The following is an 18174-nucleotide window of genomic DNA, read 5'->3' as shown; positions in this document are numbered from 1 at the left end:
AACGCCGACAGAAAACGACCATGCTCACGAATCGAGCGACAGCTCAACTCGTTCACGTAGTTCCACACAAAATTCACAGCGCGAGAAGCTTCACGCAGCTGCGCTGCGTGCTTGTCTCGCACTCGAATCTTGAGGGTTCTGGTCGCTTTCATTTCAGTCATGAAACACAGAATAGGGGCGGTTTTGTGGATCTTAACCCCTATGACCGCTTCGCGGTGCCGCTTTCATCCCCCACCTGAAGGAAGGGGCTTTTCGCGCCAGCTTGGTAATGGCTGCTCAGGTAGAGCACCAGATACGGCAGCGTGATCGCCCGCCCCAGAGTCAGTACGAAGGCACTGGCCAGCAGCAGGTTAACGCCTGAGGGGTACTGCTTGAGTACGGTGAGCATATGCTGTCCTTGTGTAGCAGCCCGCGGGGCGCTGGCTATTGCCCCGCGTTACAACAACGGCAAACCTCAGTCCGCCTTATACCCAACCTTTGCGTGCGCTGTATTCTGACGACGCACCCGGTACGCCACGCCCAACACCACAAACCACACCGGCGTCACCAGCAGCGCCTGACGGGTGTCGGCTTGCAGCGCCAGCAACACCAGGATGAAGGCAAAAAACGCCAGGCACACCCAGCACATGAACACGCCACCAGGCATGCGGAATTTCGAGGCCTGATGCAGATGCCCCCGCTGGTTGCGGTAGGCCATGTACGACAGCAGGATCATCGACCAGACAAACATGAACAGCAGCGCCGAGACCGTAGTGATCAGGGTGAACGCTTCGATCATGCTCGGCATCAGGTAGATCACCACTGCGCCAAAGGTCAGGCAGATGCAGGAGAAGATCAGGCCGTTGGACGGCACGGCGCTGCGCGATAGCGTACCGAAGCGCTTCGGCGCATCACCTTCCATGGCCAGGCCGTAGAGCATGCGGCTGGTGGAAAATACCCCACTGTTGGCCGACGACGCAGCGGAAGTCAGAACCACGAAGTTGATCACAGCAGCGGCCGCCGGCAGCCCGGCCAACACGAACAATTCAACGAACGGGCTCTTGTTGGGCACCACGTCACGCCAAGGCGTCACCGCCATGATGGTGATCAGCGCCAGCACGTAAAACACGATGATCCGGATCGGGATCGAGTTGATCGCGCGTGGCAGGTTACGCTCCGGGTTACGGGTTTCGGCGGCGGTGGTGCCCACCAGCTCGATACCGACAAAAGCAAACACCGCGATCTGGAAACCGGCGAAAAAGCCCATCAAACCATGCGGGAACATGCCGCCGTCGTTCCACAGGTTGCTCAACGACGCCACATCGCCACTCGGCGACTGGTAGCTGGCAATCACCATGTACAGGCCGGTGCAGATCAACGCGCAAATGGCGACGATCTTGATCATCGCGAACCAGAACTCCAGCTCGCCGAACATTTTCACTGTCAGCAGGTTCAGCGACAGCAACAGGGCTACGCAGGCCAGCGCCGGTATCCAGGGCTGCACCTCCGGGAACCAGAACTGGGTATAGGCGGCAATGGCGATGACATCGGCGATGCCGGTCACGATCCAGCAGAACCAATAAGTCCAGCCAGTGAAAAAGCCCGCCCAAGGACCGAGCAGGTCGGTAGAAAAGTCGATGAAGGACTTGTAGTTGAGGTTCGACAGCAGCAACTCGCCCATTGCGCGCATGACGAAGAACAGCATGAAACCGATGATCATGTAGACGAAAATGATCGACGGGCCGGCCAGGCTGATGGTCTTGCCCGAGCCCATGAACAGGCCGGTACCAATGGCGCCGCCAATGGCTATCAACTGGATATGGCGATTGGAAAGGTTGCGTTTGAGGGCGTGTTCGTCAGGTTCTTGCGCGGGGTGATCGTGAAGCGGGGTTGTCATGAATTCTTTCCTTGTGTTTCGAATTGTTTTTATACCATCAATGACACTCCCTTTCTTGACATCCTCCCCGCCCTAAAGGGCTGGGATTCCCACAACTGGACGCTCATGCCCGAGCGCGAGTATGTTCTTTGCGGCGTTGACGTCGCGGTCGTGGGTTGCACCACACCCACAACAAGTCCATTCCCTTATTCCAAGCCCTGCGATACCTCTCGGCCTCGAGTCCGGCAATTGCTTGCAGCTCGAACAGGTTTGGGTGGTGTTTCTCTCGCTGACAACCTTGAAAACCGTGCCTGCGTGATCGCATTTGTATTCCAGCATGGTTTTCAATTGGCCCCAGCCGGCGTCCAGCACCGACTTGGCCATCCTGGTTTTCGCGAGTTTCAGTGAGTTCACATCGCCCACCACAATGACGCCACAACGCGCTACCAGCGAGTTGCTGAACTTATGCAGGCAATCCTTGCGGCGGTTCGCAGTTTTGGCGTGAATCGCCCGTACACGGGCTTTCTTGCCGGCGCGCTGGGCCGTGCCCAAGGCTCTCTCCAGATCCCTGTAGAACCTGCCGCTTTCAAGGCGATGACCGTCGCTGCAGGTGGCCGTGGTTTTCAGTCCGAGGTCGATACCCACTGCGTCCTGGCCTGGCGATAACTGCCGGTCGACCTCGACCACGACGTTGAAATACCAGCGCCCACGGGTGTCCTCGTTGAAGCTACCGGATCTGAATTTAAAGCCGGCCAGGCCGTAGCTGTCCTAGACCTTGAAGGAGCGTAACTCTGTCGACCTGCAATGCCGCGATGCTTACAGCGGTATTGTGGTACGCCCCAAGAACTGAATGGTCGTTAGCCCCCATAGACCGGTGGGAGCTGGCTTGCCAGCGAAGACGGCGGCACATTCGCAGCAGATGCTGTGACTTTACTGGCCTCTTCGCGAGCAAGCTCGCTCCCACTGGGGGCATAGAGTACCTAAGTGGACAGTATTGACTGTTAGCCCAGATCCTCTGCGATGTACAGGTCGGTCTATGCGTGAAAACCGTTCCCCAACCGCTCACGCAGGTAGCTGACCAGCGCCCCCACCGCCTTGGGCACGTGCGGTGAATACGGGCGGATCAGGTGAATTTCGCCCGCAAATGCCCCTTTGAGCGTCCAGTCTGGCAGCACCCGTTGCAGCGAGCCCTGGGCCAGCGCCGCCTGAGCGCTGAAGTCGGGTAGCAGGGCAATCCCGGTGTCCTGCAAAGCGGCATCGCGCAGGGCTTCACTGTTATTGGTGGCGAAGTTGCCGGTGATCGGCACGCTAAGGCGCTCTGGCTCAGTGCTATCCCGCTTGGCGCGTTCGAAAGTCCACACCGGTTGATCACCGCCACGCGGGTAAAACAGGCAGTTATGGCTGGCCAGTTGTTCCGGGCTGTGTGGTTCCCCATGGCGTGCAATGTAGCCCTGACTGGCCACCAGCACTGAAGCGGTGTCGCACAGCTTCCAGGCCACATGGGTGTCGGGGATCTGAAAACTGTGGCGGATCGCCAGGTCGAAGCCTTCGGCGGCGATAGAGGTCAATGCGTCGGAGACTTCCAGTTGCACCCGCACTTGCGGGTAGCGTTCGAGAAACGCCGGCAGCAGCGGGACCAGTTGCTGGCGGGCAAAGGCCACTGGAGCGGTGAGGCGCAGCAAGCCACGCAACGTGCCGGATGATTCACGTACCGCCGAGAAGCTGCGGGCGATCTGCGCGTAGGCGTCGCGCACCTCGCGGGTCAGGGCTTCACCGGCCTGGGTCAGACGCACACTGCGGGTGGTACGGTTTACCAGTTGCGTACCGGTGGCCTTTTCCAGTTCCGCAATTCGCTGGCTGACCACCGACTTGCTGACCCCCAGGCGCGTCGCCGCGGCGGTATAAGTGCCCTGCTCTTCCAGTACGGCCAGCCAGCGGATGTGGGTCCAGAGGCCTTCGATTTCTGTATGTTCCATTGAGCACCTCTAAAAACGACCTTATTGCCATCGCTGCGTTAAAAACCGGATCCGACGATGCCTATTGTTCGCCATTCAAAACAATGAGTTCGCCATTCTGGTCTGGTTGCGAACAAATTCAAGGGTTATCGTGAATCCATCTTGCGAACAACAACCAAGAGGTACTCATGAGCCAGACCATCGAACATTACATCAATGACGCCCGTGTCAGCCGCGACGACCGTTATCAGGACGTTTACAACCCGGCTACCGGTGAAGTGACCGGCAAGGTCGCGCTCGGCAGCCGCAAGACAGTCGACGAAGCCGTTGCTGCGGCCAAGGCGGCATTCGCTGATTGGAGCGAGACGCCGCCAATCCGTCGCGCCCGGGTACTGTTCCGTTACCTGCAATTGCTGCAGGAACGTAAAGATGATCTGGCGCGCATCATCACCGCCGAACACGGCAAGGTATTCACCGATGCCCAGGGCGAAGTCGAGCGCGGTATCGACATTCTCGAATTCGCCTGTGGTATTCCGCACCTGATGAAAGGCGACCATACCGACCAGGTCTCCCGGGGTATCGACAACTGGACCGTACGCCAACCACTGGGCGTCGTCGCCGGTGTAACGCCGTTCAACTTCCCGGTGATGGTCCCGATGTGGATGTACCCGATCGCCCTGGCGGCCGGTAACACCTTCGTCCTCAAACCAAGCCCGACCGACCCGAGCGCGTCGCTGTTCATGGCTGAGCTGCTGCGTGAGGCCGGTCTGCCCAAAGGCGTGTTCAACGTGGTGCAAGGCGACAAGGAGTCGGTCGACGCGCTGCTGGAGCACCCGGACGTCAAGGCACTGAGCTTCGTCGGCTCGACACCGATTGCCCAGTACATCTACGAGACCGGCGCCCGCAATGGCAAGCGTGTCCAGGGCCTGGGCGGTGCCAAGAACCACATGGTGGTGATGCCCGACGCCGATATCGAGAAAACCGTCGATGCCTTGATGGGCGCCGCTTACGGCAGTGCGGGTGAGCGCTGCATGGCGATCTCGGTGGCCGTATTGGTCGGTGATGTGGCCGACAAGATCGTCCCCGCCCTGATCGAGCGCGCCAAGCAACTGCGCGTCACCGATGGCCGTGACCTGAAGGCCGAAATGGGCCCGATCGTCACTGATGTGGCCCGCAAGCGCATCACCGGCTACATCGAACAAGGAGTGGCTGCCGGTGCCAAGCTGCTGCTTGATGGCCGCGACTTCAAACCTGCCGAAGCCAGTCTGGAAAACGGTTTCTGGCTGGGCGCGACACTGTTCGACCATGTCACCCCGGAAATGGCCATCTACCGCGAAGAGATTTTCGGCCCGGTGTTGAGCTGCGTGCGCGTGGATGACTTCGGTCAGGCAGTGGAACTGGTCAACAACCACGAGTTCGGCAACGGCGTCAGCCTGTTCACCGCCGATGGCAACATCGCCCGTGAGTTCGGTCGCCGCATTGAAGTCGGCATGGTCGGTATCAACGTACCGATTCCAGTACCAATGGCCTGGCACGGTTTCGGCGGCTGGAAAAAGAGCCTGTTTGGCGACATGCACGCCTATGGCAGCGAAGGCGTACGCTTCTACACCAAACAGAAGTCGATCATGCAGCGCTGGCCGGAAAGCATCGAAAAAGGCGCTGAGTTCGCCATGCCGGTTGCCAAGTAATCTGCTTTCGCGGCTGAAGCGGATCGCCGCTTCAGCCGCGAAAAACCGCAACTTGTTCTACCCCTCCAACACCCGCAACAACCGCGACAAGCTGGCATCCAGCTCAGCCAGCATGTCGGCCGGCAATGTCTCCAGCAGGCGCCGCTCATTCTCCAGATGGCTTTCAACTGCCCGATCAATCAACGCCAGGCCCTGCGCCGTCAACTGCACCAGCAGGCTGCGCGCGTCATCGGGGTTGGCCACGCGCTCGATCAACTGACGGGTTTCCAGACGCTTTAACCGGTGGGTCATGGTTCCGGAGGTCACCATCAGGGTCGAGAACAACGCCGTGGGGCTCAGGCAATACGGCGCGCCGGAGCGACGCAGGGTGGCGAGCATGTCGAACTCCCAGACGCTCAGGTCGTAAGCGGCATAACCTGCTTCCAGGCGCGGGGTCAGCAGCGCTGCGCAGCGGTTGATCCGCCCGATCGGCCCCATGGGCGTGGTGTCCAGCTCGGGGCGTTCGCGGTGCCACTGTTCCAGGATGGTGTCCACTGCATCGCGGGGTCGTTGCTTGGCCGAATCTGTCATTTATCTTGACTTCAAGGTAGTTGTTGAGCAACGATCATATTACCTTGAGTTGAAGATAAAATCATGACCGCAACCCATACTCACCCACAATGGCGCGATATCCTGCTGACCGCTCTGGCACCCGCCATCTGGGGCTCCACCTATATCGTGACCTCAGAAATCCTGCCGCCTGACCGGCCCTTCACCGCAGCGCTCATCCGGGTATTGCCGGCGGGTCTGTTGTTGCTGCTCTACACCCGGCAAATGCCCTCCCGGCAAAACGTCTGGCGCCTGCTGGTGCTGGGTGCGCTTAATATCGGGGTGTTCCAGGCCCTGCTGTTCGTCGCAGCCTATCGCTTGCCGGGTGGTTTGGCGGCGGTATTGGGTGCGATCCAACCGTTACTGGTCATGCTGCTGGCCTGGGCGGTGGAGCGCCGTTCACCCGCGTTGGCGACCTTGTGTTCGGCGCTGCTCGGCGTCATGGGCATGGCTGTACTGCTGCTGTCGCCGCAGACGATCTTTGAACCGGTGGGTATGGCCGCTGCCTTGCTGGGCGCCACGTGTATGGCGCTGGGTGTATGGCTGACCCGGCGCTGGCAGTTGCAGATGCCAGTCCTGGCCCTCACCGGCTGGCAACTGGTGATTGGCGGCGTACTGCTGGCGCCGGTCGCCTGGCTGGCCGATGCCCCCTTGCCGCCGCTGACCCTCGCGCAATACGCGGCCTACGCCTACCTCAGCCTGGCCGGTAGCCTGCTCGGTTATGTGCTGTGGTTTCGCGGGGTGATCCGCCTGCCGACCGTGGCGGTGGCATCGTTGGGCCTGCTGAGCCCATTGTCGGCAGTGTTGCTGGGCTGGGCACTGCTTGGCCAGTCAATGACCGGCAGCGCCCTGATCGGCCTGGTCATCGTGCTGGCCAGTGTGTTTGCGGTGCAATGGACGGCGGCACGGGGGCGTTAAACCGTCCTCGGCCAACTGCGCTCTGCCGCCGGGCGCATCGTCAATCTTTCGACCTCATCGGTTCGCAGCAAGAGGCAGCACGTGAATCGGTGCGCCTGCCCCTGCTGGGACCGACGGCCGGTCGTGGACTTTCTCCAATGTCGAGGGCTACTGGCCTGGTAATGATTGCAGCCCATGGGCGATGAGTGCCAAGGATGGCACCCCGTTCGACTCTCAAGCACCACCTGCACGTATACATTCATACATTTGTACAAGTCCTCTCCCCGCACTGCGCATTTTTACGCTATTCCCCTCGTTGCAACCGCCCTAGTCTCCTGTTCCAGGCAAGCACCAATAACAACAACGGAGACGCCCCATGCCTGTTCAACACGAGCACGACCCGCGGTTGAAGAAATCCTTGAAAACCCGCCATATCAGCATGCTGGCCCTTGGCGGAGTCATCGGTGCCGGACTGTTCGTCGGCTCCAGCGCAGTGATTGCGTCCACAGGCCCTGGCGCCTTTCTGACCTATATCGTGACCGGCATCATCGTTGCGCTGGTCATGCGCATGCTCGGCGAAATGGCCGCCGCCCATCCCAGCAAAGGCTCCTTCGTCGATTACGCACGCATGGCCTATGGCAACGCCGCCGGCTACGCCACGGGCTGGCTGTACTGGTACTTCTGGGTCATTGTCGTCGGCTTCGAAGCCGTAGTCGGAGGGCAGATCATCAATGAGTGGCTGCCGGGCTTTCCTGTGTGGGCCATCGCCTTGGGGTTGATGGTTATCATGACCCTGCTCAACCTGATGTCAGTGCATTCCTTCGGTGAGGCAGAATACTGGTTCGCTGGGGTCAAGGTCGCTGCCATCGTTGCCTTTCTGGTGGTCACCGGCGCTTACATCAGCGGTGGCTGGCCTGACTCCCAGGCAAGTTTCAACCATCTCACAGACCACGGCGGCCTGTTCCCGAACGGCATTGCTTCGCTGTTTTCCGGCGTGGTGGTAGTGATTTTCTCGATGACCGGGGTCGAGGTGGCGACCATCGCAGCGGCTGAGTCTGAACACCCGGCGCAGAATATACGCCGTGCAGTCAACACTGTAATGGCCCGGATTCTGGTGTTCTTTGCGCTTTCAACCCTGTTCATTGTCGTGGCCCAACCGTGGACCGACATCGTGCCGGGCAAGTCGCCGTTCGTGACTACTCTGGAACACATCGGTATTCCCGGTGCAGCGCTGGTGCTCAAGGTGGTGATCCTGATCGCCGTACTGTCGGTGCTCAATGCCGGGCTGTACACCTCCTCACGCTTGCTATTCGTGCTGGCCAGTAATGGCGAGGCTCCGGCCAGTATCGCCAGCGTGAGTAAACGCGGTGTACCAGCACGGGGCGTCATCACTTCAACGCTGGTGGGTTACGGCTGTGTGGTGATTGCAGCAATCTGGCCAGACACCGTATTCCAGTTCCTGCTCAACTCTTCCGGCGCGGTGTTTCTGTTCGTTTACCTGATGATTTGCCTGTCGCAAATCAAACTGCGCCCGCGCTGGGTTGCCGCAGGCAGCCTCAAATTCCGCATGTGGGGCCACCCTTGGCTGCCGTTGCTAGTGACCGCCGCCATTATCGCCGTGCTGGTCAGCATGGCGCTTGACGCCACCAGCCGGGCCAGCCTGCTGCAATGTCTGGTGGCAATCGCCGTGATCCTTCTGTCGTATGCCGTGCTGGGCCGGGTGCGTGCCCGTCAGGCGGCCGCTGCATCTTCCCCGACCCAACCTGTATAGAGATAACCATGGACCTGACCCAATTGCCCAATCGGCCGCTCTGGTACGAGCCAACCCCGGCTCGTGAGCGGCTGGAGCACGCCATCAACGCCGACGTGGTGATTGTCGGCGCCGGCTACACCGGCCTGTGGACGGCCTACTACCTGCTCAAAAGCGCACCGACATTACGTGTGGTGCTGTTGGAGCGCAAAACCGTCGGCTTCGGCGCTTCGGGGCGCAATGGCGGCTGGGCTTCGGCGATCTTCCCGATCTCGCTGAACCATCTGGCGCAGATGTCCAGCCATGCAGCAGCGCTGGCCTTACAGATGGCAATGAATGACACGGTCGATGAAATCGGCCGGGTGCTGGCTGCAGAAGGGATCGAGGCTGATTACAGCAAACAGGGTTTTCTGTCCGTGGCACGCAGCCCGGCGCAGTGGGCCAGGGCCAATAGTGCGGTGCAGGCTTCAAAAGAGTTCGGCCTGCCCGAACAATGGCACGCCCTGAATACCGCCAAAGCCCGTGCGCTACTGGACGTCGAAAACGTACAAGGCGGCCTGTTCACCGAGCATTGCGCACTGATCCATCCCGGCAAGCTGGTGCGCGGCCTGGCCAGTCTGGTCGAACGCATGGGGGCGAAGATTTATGAGCACAGCGAAGTCCTGCAGATCCATCCCGGCCGGGTACAAACGATCGCAGGCGAGGTCAAGGCCGAGACCGTGGTACGGGCAACCGAGGCGTTCAGCGCCCAACAGCCGGGCCTGCAACGTTCGGTGATCCCGCTGTATTCGCTGGTACTGGCCACCGAGCCGCTGCCGCTCGGCTTGCGTCAGCAACTGGGTCTGGATGTGCGCCGGGCCTTCAATGACATGCGCCACCTGCGTGTGTATGGCCAGGTCACCGCCGAGGGGCGCCTGGTTTTCGGCGGGCGCGGCGCGCCTTATCAATGGGGCTCGAAAATGCCCGAGAGCGCCGATCTGGTAGACAGTACCCACCAGAAGATTCATGCCGCGTTGCTGGAGTTCTTCCCGGCCCTGGTCGATGCACGAATCACTCACCGCTGGGGCGGCGCTTTGGGCGTGGCCCGTGACTGGTGTCCAACCGTCAGCCTTGACCCTCAAACCCGTATGGCCTGGGCCGGCAACTATGTCGGTGATGGCGTGGCCACCAGCAACCTGGCTGGTCGCCTGCTGCGCAACCTGATCCTCGGCGAGGACCATGAACTTAACCGCCTGCCCCTTGTTAACCATCGCTCGCCGGCCTGGGAGCCTGAGCCCTTGCGCTGGTTGGGCATCAACAGCGGCCTGGCCGCCGCCAACTTCAGTGACCTCGAAGAGCGCTGGACCCGTAAACCCTCGCGTACCGCCATGCTGCTGGAACGGCTGACGGGCGCTCATTGAAAAAGGAACGCACCATGCCTGTTTTTACCATTCTCAAGGCCGCCGAACTGTCTACCGCCGCGCTGGAACCCAAAGGACAACGGGGCGGCGCTGACCGGGGCGATCCGCAGATCGCCATCCAGACCCTGGCGCCACTGGCCACCGGCAACCTCGGCATCTGGGAGTGCCGGCCCGGTGGCTGGCCGGTGATTGATCGTCCCGATACCGAATTCACATACATCCTGGCCGGCCGCGCCACGCTGACCGACGACGCCAGCGGTGAAGTCAAGGAGGTCGGCGCCGGAGACCTGATCATCCTGCCGCCAGGCTGGACCGGCCGCTGGGATGTTATCGAAACAGTCAGGAAGGTCTATGCCATTTACTGAGACCTTCCAGCAGGCCGGTGCTGATCCCGGCCTGCAAGGCAATCCACAGCTGCGCACTGCCATGGGTGGTCGTAGCTGAGAAACCGCTGAGCTGTTCGATCCGTTTGATCCGGTAGACCAGTGTCTGGCGATGAATGCCCAGCTCAAAGGCGCTGGCTTTCCAGTTGCCATCGTTGCCAAGAAATGCGGCCAGGGTCTTGAGCAGTTCACCGTCCTGGCTGCGGTCATGCTCGATCAACGCCCCCAGGTAATGTCCCAGCAAGGCGCGGGCTTCGGCGAGGGATTTGGGCGCCATGCCGGTGACACGCTGCGCCTCACCATAGCGCTGCATGCTCTGGCCTGACTCACGTGCCTGAGCCAGTGCCAGACGTGCCTGGCGAAGGCTTTCAGTGACTCCGGCCGCGACACTGGCCGGCCCGCTGATGCCTATCCGGGTACCCGCACCCAGATTTGCCAGGCATTGCTCGAACAGTGCCGGTGAATCATTGGCCAGCATCAGCAATAGCCCCTCGTCAGCCAGCAGTAAGGGCGCCGGCTGATGCAAACCAGGCGCATGATGCAGTGTCTCTGTATGCCAGACCCCCTGCTGCCCCGGCTCCAGTGCGATACACACCAGCGTCCCGCTCAGGCCACGGCGTTCCAGCATTGGCCGGGCTGCTGACAGTTCGATCTGGCCAGTGATCAAATTGCGCAACAGAGTGGCGCCAGCTTCGCGCTGTTCGTCACGCGCAATCGCCAGACGCTCCAGTTCGATACTCAGCAGGCCGACCAGTGAGCGCACCAGCAAAGGGTCACCCCAGACCTTTTTGCCATGAGCAATGATGACCAGATTGGCCGACACAATGCCTGGAATGGCGACCCGCTCCAGCAACCTCGAGACTGCCACTTGCCGCGATGCGACGATGGGGACCCCGCTGGCCGCATCCTCGACCAGCAGATCAAGACCCAGGCTATCGGCCAGCAGCGTCAGGCGGCCCTCGAAATCCGGTTTCTTGCGCAGCACCTGGGCATAAGTCTGAAACAAGCGCTCACTGGTGCTCAGGCGCTCACGCTGGGTATGCAGCACGCTCTCGATAATCAACTGAGACAGCTTGACGAAGGCCAGTTCGAAGCTGGCCGAGAGCAGCGCAAAACCCAGCTGCTCGGCACATTCGAGCAACTCTGGGGTGAGCGCCGGAGAATCCGCACGCGGGGCCACCAGTAACGCACAGGCCTGGCTGTCGGCCAGTTGCTCCAGCCAGCGCACCTGTTGCCCGGCATCTGTGGGCAGGCCGATGCCGGTGGTCATCACCAGATTGCCAGCGGCCACCCATTTCCAGGGATCGCACAGATCGACCGTATGTGCCCAGGTGATCGTGCGGTCTACGCCCGCGAAGCCGGCCAGTGCGCTGATGCCAAGGGATTCGTTCAATAGCAGATCGCGGACCGTCAGCATGCGTGGCTCCAGCAGGGTAAGTCGCGCACTATAACAAGATCACGGCCGCGGCTTCACAGTCGCCATCATGGCAATCTGTCGCTTGCGGCTTGACCTGGACCGGGGCTGAGACAAATACTGTATATAAATACAGTATCCGGGGTTTCCACCACCATGCCCTCAGTTGTCTCACTTGAAAGTCTCTTCGACAGCCGTCGTATCTGGCGCGGGCAGGCCAGCGACAGTGCGGCGTCAGCTTGTCCATCGACTGGCCATGCGGCGCTGGACAACCTGTTGCCCGGCGGCGGCTGGCCGGTCGCGGCGTTGAGTGAACTGCTGGTGGCGGCCCAGGGCATCGGTGAGTTGCGCCTGCTCTGGCCCACCCTCGCCCGGCTGACCCAACGCGCTGAGCGGGTGGTGCTGGTTGGCCCGCCACATTTGCCTTACCCCCGCGCCTGGGCGGCGGCCGGTATCGAGCTGGGTTACCTGAGCCTGGTGCAGGCCCAGGGGCGTGACGCGCTGTGGGCTGCCGAGCAAAGCCTGCGCTCGGGCAGTTGTGGTGCGGTTGTGTGCTGGTTGCGTCAGGCCGACGACCGCTCATTGCGGCGCTTGCAGGTGGCGGCAGAAACCGGACAGACCCTGGCGTTTGCCTATCGGCCACTGGAAGAGGCCATCAATCCCTCCCCGGCGGCCTTGCGCCTGGCGGTAGAGGCTGCGCCTGATCAACTGCGGGTGCTCAAGTGCCGTGGGGGTATCGCGCCACCCAAGCCGATCCCGTTGAGTTCTCTAGCATTGGCCTGGCAGTAAGCGGTCATGCTCTGGGCCTGCATTCTGTTCCCGCAACTGGCCATGGACGGCGTGCTACGCCAGCGTGCCGATAGCGATCAGCCGCTGGTGCTGCTCAGTGGGCCTGCGCAGCGCCGGGTGCTGCAAGCGGTCAACCCGGCAGCGCGGGCTCTGGGCTTGCGAGCGGGCCAGTCACTGACCGCCGCGCAAAGCCTGGCCAGCGGCTTTGCCATGGCCGATTACGATGTTTCACAGATTGAAGCTTCGCAGCAATTTCTGGCGGCCTGGGCCTATGGTTTCAGTGCGCAGGTCAGCCTGCATTATCCGCGTTGCCTGCTGCTGGAAGTGCAGTCGAGCCTGGGTCTGTTCGGCCCCTGGCCAAAACTGCAAGCGCGCCTGCGTGAAGAGCTGGCTGCGTTGGGTTTTGTCCATCGCATAAGTGCCGCGCCCAACCCGGCCGCCGCCCGAGTACTGGCCAATGGCCGAGACGGTCTGGCGGTTTTGGACGCACAACGGCTGGCGCAGACCCTCGACCCGCTGCCCATAGAGCGCGTCGGCCTGCCCATTGATGCCGCCAATACCCTCGCGCGCATGGGGTTGCGCCAGCTTCGTCAGGTGCTGGCCTTGCCGCGTGACGGTCTGGCCCGCCGTTTTGCCCCCGAGGTGCTGCAGCAACTCGACCGGCTAAGCGGTCGGCGCGCCCTGGCCTTGACCTTCTATAGCCCCCCGGATGTGTTCGATGCGCGCATCGAGTTGAATTTCGAGGTCGACTCCCATCAGGCCTTGCTGTTCCCGTTACGCCGCCTGACCGGTGACCTGGCGGCCTATCTTGCCGGTCGCGACTGTGGCGTGCAGCGCTTCGTACTGCATCTTGAGCATCGCAGCCACCCGACTACACAGGTGCCGGTCGGTTTGCTCAGTGCCGAACGCGACGCAGGCATGCTCTTCGAGCTGACCCGTGGCCGGCTGGAGCAGCAACGGCTACCCGCCGCGGTGCTGGCGGTGCGCTTGCTGGCCGAACAGTTGCCGACATTTACCCCGCAACATCAGCCGCTGTTCAACGAGCGGCCCCAGCAGTTGCAAGCCTGGGAGCCCTTGCGCGAGCGGCTACGGGCGCGGCTTGGCGACGGCTCGGTACGGGAGCTGCACCCGCGCGCCGATCATCGTCCCGAGCATGCCTGGTCTGTCGAACCGGGCGCCCTGCCCTCAGCCATTGATGCGCCGCGTCCTGGCTGGCTGCTTAGCGAACCCTCAACCCTGAACGATGACAGCGTGCAGATCCTGGCCGGCCCTGAACGTATCGAGTCCGGCTGGTGGGACGGCGGCGATGTGCGCCGCGACTATTACGTGGTGCAAACCCGCGATGGCCAGCGTGGCTGGGCTTTTCGTGACGCAGGCTGTGAGGGGCCGCTGCAACTGCACGGCTGGTTTTCATGAGCCGCTATGCCGAGCTGCACTGCCTGTCCAACTTCAGCTTTCAGCGTGGCGCTTCCACTGCCAAAGAGCTGTTCGAGCGGGCTGCCCAGCTTGGTTACCAGGCCCTGGCCATCACCGATGAGTGTTCACTGGCCGGTATTGTGCGTGCCTGGCAGGCGGCCAAAGCCAGTGGCGTGCAGTTGATCACCGGCATCGAAGTGCAACTCAGCGAAGGCATCAAACTTGTGCTGCTGGCCCGTGACCTGACCGGTTACCAGAACATCTGCAAGCTGGTCACGCTGGCCCGGCGGCGTAGCCGCAAGGGCTGCTATGCACTGGGCCAGGCCGATTTTGCCGCGACCACTGAGGGCATCATTGCGCTGTGGGTGCCAGGCCCGCGGGCCTGTGAGGCACACGGACGATGGGTCGCGTCGATGTTTCCTGACGCTTGCTGGATCAGTGTGCAACTGCACCACGGCGCAGATGATGCGCGGCAACTGGCCGACCTGCAGCAGTTGGGGGCGCGACTGCAACTGCCGCTGGTGGCCAGCGGCGATGTGCATATGCATGCCCGCGGCCGGCGGGCGCTGCAAGACACCCTGACTGCCATCGGCCAGCACTGTACGGTCAGCGAGGCCGGCTATCAGCTGTTCCCGAATGGCGAACGCCACCTGCGGCCAGTGCCGGTGCTGCAGAGTCTTTACCCTCAGGCATTATTGGATGAGTCGGTCAAAATCGCCACGCAGTGCACTTTTCAGCTCGATGAGCTGCGTTACGAGTACCCCCATGAAGTGGTGCCGCAGGGCAAGACCGCTGCCAGTTGGTTGCGCGAGCTGACCTGGAACGGCTGTCAATGGCGTTGGCCAGCCGGCGTACCTGAACCGATCAGTCAACAGATCGACAATGAACTCGAGCTGATCATCGAACTGCAATACGAGAGTTACTTTCTCACGGTGCACGACATTGTTCACTTTGCCCGTGGCCAGAACATTCTCTGCCAGGGGCGTGGCTCGGCGGCCAACTCGGCGGTCTGTTACGCCTTGGGCATCACCGAACTGGACCCCACGCGCATGGAGATGCTGTTCGAGCGGTTCATCTCCCGCGAGCGCAATGAACCGCCGGATATCGACGTGGATTTCGAGCACGAACGCCGCGAAGAGGTGATCCAGTACGTGTTCAATCGCTACGGCCGCGAACGCGCCGCCCTCACCGCCGTGGCCAGCACTTACCATGTCACCGGGGCCATTCGGGATGTGGCCAAGGCGCTGGGCTGGCCTGCCGATCAGATCACCGCCCTGGCTAAATGCTGCAGCCGCTGGAGTGACAGCCTGCCGCCGCTGGAGCGCTTCATTGAGGCCGGCTTCGACCCGCAGAACCGCCAGGTGCGCATGGTCCTGGCATTGACCGAACAACTGATCGGTTTTCCTCGGCACCTGTCGCAGCATCCGGGCGGCTTTGTGATCTCGCAGCAGCCACTCTCGACGCTGGTGCCGGTGGAAAATGCGGCAATGCCCGACCGGACCATCATTCAGTGGGACAAGGATGACATCGACGCCCTGGGGCTGATGAAAGTCGATGTGCTGGCGCTGGGTATGCTCAGTGCGATTCGCCGTTGCCTGGCGTTGTTGAAGGAAAGTGGCCGCCGCGATCTGACCGTGGCGAAGATCCCGCCCGATGACAGCGCCACCTACGACATGATTTGCCGGGCCGATACCCTGGGCGTGTTTCAGATCGAATCCCGGGCGCAGATGGCCATGCTGCCGCGCTTGCGGCCACGCGAATTCTATGATTTGGTGATTCAGGTCGCTATCGTGCGACCCGGCCCCATTCAGGGCGATATGGTGCATCCCTACCTGCGTCGCCGCCACGATAAGGAGAAGGTCACTTACCCGAAAGAAGAACTCAAAGAGGTCTTTGCACGCACCTTGGGTGTACCGCTATTTCAGGAGCAGGTGATGAAGCTGGCTATCGTTGCCGCCGGCTACACCCCCGGCGAGGCCGATGAACTGCGCCGTTCCATGGCCGCCTGGAAACGCCATGGCGGGCTGGAGCCGCACCAGATACGGTTGCGTAAAGGGATGCTCAACAATGGCTATACCGAAGAATTCGCCGCACGCATCTTCGAGCAGATCAAGGGCTTTGGCAGTTACGGCTTTCCCGAATCCCATGCCGCCAGCTTTGCCCTGCTTACCTACGCCAGTTGCTGGCTCAAGTGTCATGAACCGGCGGCCTACGCCTGCGCCCTGATCAATAGCTGGCCGATGGGGTTTTATTCACCTGACCAGGTGCTGCAAGACGCCCGCCGCCACGGCATTGAAGTACGTCCGGTGGATGTCACGGTCAGCAGTTGGGATTGCAGCCTTGAACAACTGCACCAGCCGCAACCCGCAATTCGGCTGGGCTTGCGTATGGTGCGCGGCCTGCCAGAACCCGTCGCCCGGCAGATCGAGCAGGCTCGCAAGGCCAGCGCTTTCAGGGATATCAGCGACCTGTGCCTGCGCGCCCAACTGGATCACAAGGCCCGCCAATGCCTGGCCGAAGCCAACGCATTGCGCCAGTTGGCCGACAACCGCCACCTGGCGCTCTGGGCTATTGCCGCCGTGCAACCCTCACTGCCGCTGTTCGACAGTCCGGTGCCGGAGGACCCTGTGGTCATTCCGGCCCCCAGTGTGGTGCAGAACATGTACGCCGACTACGCCCGCACCGGCACCACCCTCGGCCCGCACCCACTGGCGCTGCTGCGCGATACCTTGCGTAGCCTGCGGGCCAGAAGCTCCCGCGACCTGAGCCACACAGAGCCCAGCAGCCATGTCACCGCGATCGGCATCGTCACCGGTCGCCAACGCCCCGGCACCGCTTCGGGGGTGACCTTCGTGACTCTGGAAGACGAGTTCGGCATGGTCAATGTGCTGGTCTGGCGCGACCTGGCCGAGCGCTACCGGACCGCGCTGGTCCATTCGCGGTTGCTACAGGTCAAGGGCAGGCTTGAAGTGGAATCCGGAGTTCGGCATCTGATTGCCGGGCATTTGCTGGACCGGAGCGATTTGCTCGAAGGACTCGATGTCCGCAGCCGCGACTTCCAGTAGACCGACCGGGCGGCGATCCGATCTGCTCGCGAATAGGCCAGTAAAAACACTACATCTGCTGTGAATGTACCGGCCTCTTCGTCGGAATGCCGCCCAGACCAAGGTGGCCCACAAAGGCATGCACATCATGGCTGCAAGAGAAGTTCAAGGCACCCTCGGCAACGCTCGCTTGTGCGCGGTACGCCTGAAGGCTGTCTCGATAATCCCACGGGTGTCAGCACTGACCTCTTCGCCCATCAAATAAGCATCAATCTCGGCATAGCTACAGCCATATGCCGCCTCATCCAGCCTGCCCGGCTGCAAGTCTTCCAGATCCGCTGTCGGCGCCTTGAACACCAGCGCCTGGGGCGCGCCCAGTGCTTTGGCCACTTGTCTGACCTGGCCTTTGGTCAGGCCAGACAGCGGCGCCAGGTCGCAGGCGCCATCGCCGAACTTGGTGAAAAAGCCCATCAGTGCCTCGGCGGCGTGATCAGTGCCGACCACCAGACCGTTGCAGAAGTTGGCAATCGCGTATTGCGCCACCATCCGTGTCCGCGCCTTGACGTTGCCTTTGGTGAAGTCGGTCAGCTCCGGGGTCGGCTGCAAGCCTTCAATGCTGATCGAGTCCATCAGGTCATCGACCGCAGCAGCGATATTGCTGGTAGTGATCTGATCCGGACGAATGAAGTCCAGCGCGGCCTGAGCATCACGCTCGTCGGCCTGGCTGCGGTATGGCAGGCGCACGGCGATAAACCGGGCGTCAACGCCCTCCTCGCGCAGTTGCTCCACCGCCAACTGGCACAAGCGCCCGGCGGTCAGCGAGTCAACACCGCCACTGATCCCCAGCACCAGAGTCTTGCAGCCCGACTCGCGCAGCACCTGCTTGATGAACCCGGTGCGTCGGGTGATTTCACCGGTTTGCGTACCGGGCTGCCACTGCCGGTCGATACCCAGTTGCAGGGCAATGTCGCGTTGCAGTTGAGTACTCATCAAAG

General features: G+C 61.7%; 14 protein-coding genes and 1 pseudogene. 8 read left to right on the top strand and 7 right to left on the bottom strand.

Annotation, left to right across the window (positions count from 1 at the left end):
• Positions 1-265: 265 nt before the first annotated feature.
• From NJC38_RS22925 to NJC38_RS22910, 4 genes and pseudogenes are all read right to left on the bottom strand, one after another.
• Positions 266-388, bottom strand: a pseudogene (locus NJC38_RS22925) (MFS transporter); the annotation flags it as partial.
• Positions 389-454: 66 nt separating this feature from the next.
• Positions 455-1876: a D-serine/D-alanine/glycine transporter gene (gene cycA / locus NJC38_RS22920; protein ID WP_253117235.1), complete on the bottom strand. Its 1422-nt coding sequence runs from the start codon at positions 1874-1876 to the stop codon at positions 455-457.
• 72 nt (positions 1877-1948) lie between these two features.
• On the bottom strand, positions 1949-2611 hold the full coding sequence (locus tag NJC38_RS22915) for a transposase (protein WP_290447358.1): 663 nt from the start codon (positions 2609-2611) through the stop codon (positions 1949-1951).
• Positions 2612-2889: 278 nt separating this feature from the next.
• Positions 2890-3831: a LysR family transcriptional regulator gene (locus tag NJC38_RS22910; protein ID WP_253117233.1), complete on the bottom strand. Its 942-nt coding sequence runs from the start codon at positions 3829-3831 to the stop codon at positions 2890-2892.
• Positions 3832-3998: 167 nt separating this feature from the next.
• On the opposite strand from NJC38_RS22910, the gene NJC38_RS22905 reads away from it, so the two are divergent.
• A complete protein-coding gene (locus NJC38_RS22905; protein ID WP_253117232.1) occupies positions 3999-5498 on the top strand; it encodes a CoA-acylating methylmalonate-semialdehyde dehydrogenase in 1500 nt (499 codons plus the stop codon).
• Between the two features lie 57 nt (positions 5499-5555).
• On the opposite strand, the gene NJC38_RS22900 is transcribed toward NJC38_RS22905, so the two are convergent.
• Positions 5556-6068: a MarR family transcriptional regulator gene (locus NJC38_RS22900; RefSeq protein ID WP_253117231.1), complete on the bottom strand. Its 513-nt coding sequence runs from the start codon at positions 6066-6068 to the stop codon at positions 5556-5558.
• 63 nt (positions 6069-6131) lie between these two features.
• Here NJC38_RS22900 and NJC38_RS22895 point away from each other — a divergent pair, with 63 nt between their 5' ends.
• From NJC38_RS22895 to NJC38_RS22880, 4 genes are all read left to right on the top strand, one after another.
• Entirely contained in the window at positions 6132-7004 is an 873-nt protein-coding gene (locus tag NJC38_RS22895; protein ID WP_253117230.1) for an EamA family transporter, read from the top strand.
• Between the two features lie 355 nt (positions 7005-7359).
• Positions 7360-8754 (top strand): amino acid permease, encoded by a 1395-nt coding sequence (locus NJC38_RS22890; RefSeq protein ID WP_045491320.1) that lies wholly within the window; start codon positions 7360-7362, stop codon positions 8752-8754.
• Positions 8755-8762: 8 nt separating this feature from the next.
• Complete coding sequence (locus NJC38_RS22885; RefSeq protein ID WP_253117229.1) at positions 8763-10133, top strand: FAD-dependent oxidoreductase; 1371 nt, start codon at positions 8763-8765, stop codon at positions 10131-10133.
• 14 nt (positions 10134-10147) lie between these two features.
• Positions 10148-10498, top strand: a complete 351-nt coding sequence (locus NJC38_RS22880; RefSeq protein WP_045491324.1) for a cupin domain-containing protein — start codon at positions 10148-10150, stop codon at positions 10496-10498.
• Here the strand turns inward: NJC38_RS22880 and NJC38_RS22875 are convergent.
• Positions 10473-11933, bottom strand: coding sequence for a PucR family transcriptional regulator ligand-binding domain-containing protein (locus NJC38_RS22875; protein WP_253117228.1), 1461 nt, complete (start codon positions 11931-11933; stop codon positions 10473-10475). The two genes, NJC38_RS22880 and NJC38_RS22875, sit on opposite strands and share 26 nt — an antisense overlap.
• 153 nt (positions 11934-12086) lie before the next feature.
• On the opposite strand from NJC38_RS22875, the gene imuA reads away from it, so the two are divergent.
• Genes imuA through NJC38_RS22860 form a run of 3 tightly spaced genes read left to right on the top strand, consistent with a single transcriptional unit; the run spans position 12087 to position 17200 of the window.
• Entirely contained in the window at positions 12087-12719 is a 633-nt protein-coding gene (gene imuA, locus NJC38_RS22870) for a translesion DNA synthesis-associated protein ImuA (protein ID WP_253117227.1), read from the top strand.
• Positions 12720-12725: 6 nt separating this feature from the next.
• Complete coding sequence (locus NJC38_RS22865) at positions 12726-14135, top strand: DNA polymerase Y family protein (RefSeq protein WP_253117226.1); 1410 nt, start codon at positions 12726-12728, stop codon at positions 14133-14135.
• Positions 14132-17200 carry an error-prone DNA polymerase gene (locus NJC38_RS22860; protein WP_253117225.1) on the top strand — a complete coding sequence of 1023 codons (3069 nt, stop codon included), beginning with the start codon at positions 14132-14134 and terminating at the stop codon, positions 17198-17200. The genes NJC38_RS22865 and NJC38_RS22860 overlap by 4 nt, the downstream gene beginning before the upstream one ends.
• A gap of 144 nt (positions 17201-17344) precedes the next feature.
• On the opposite strand, the gene nadE is transcribed toward NJC38_RS22860, so the two are convergent.
• Positions 17345-18169: an ammonia-dependent NAD(+) synthetase gene (gene nadE, locus NJC38_RS22855; RefSeq protein ID WP_253117224.1), complete on the bottom strand. Its 825-nt coding sequence runs from the start codon at positions 18167-18169 to the stop codon at positions 17345-17347.
• Positions 18170-18174 lie beyond the last annotated feature (5 nt).

This window comes from Pseudomonas sp. 21LCFQ010, assembly GCF_024129905.1.
Lineage (GTDB): Bacteria > Pseudomonadota > Gammaproteobacteria > Pseudomonadales > Pseudomonadaceae > Aquipseudomonas.
This window is presented reverse-complemented; position numbering and strand designations above follow the sequence as displayed.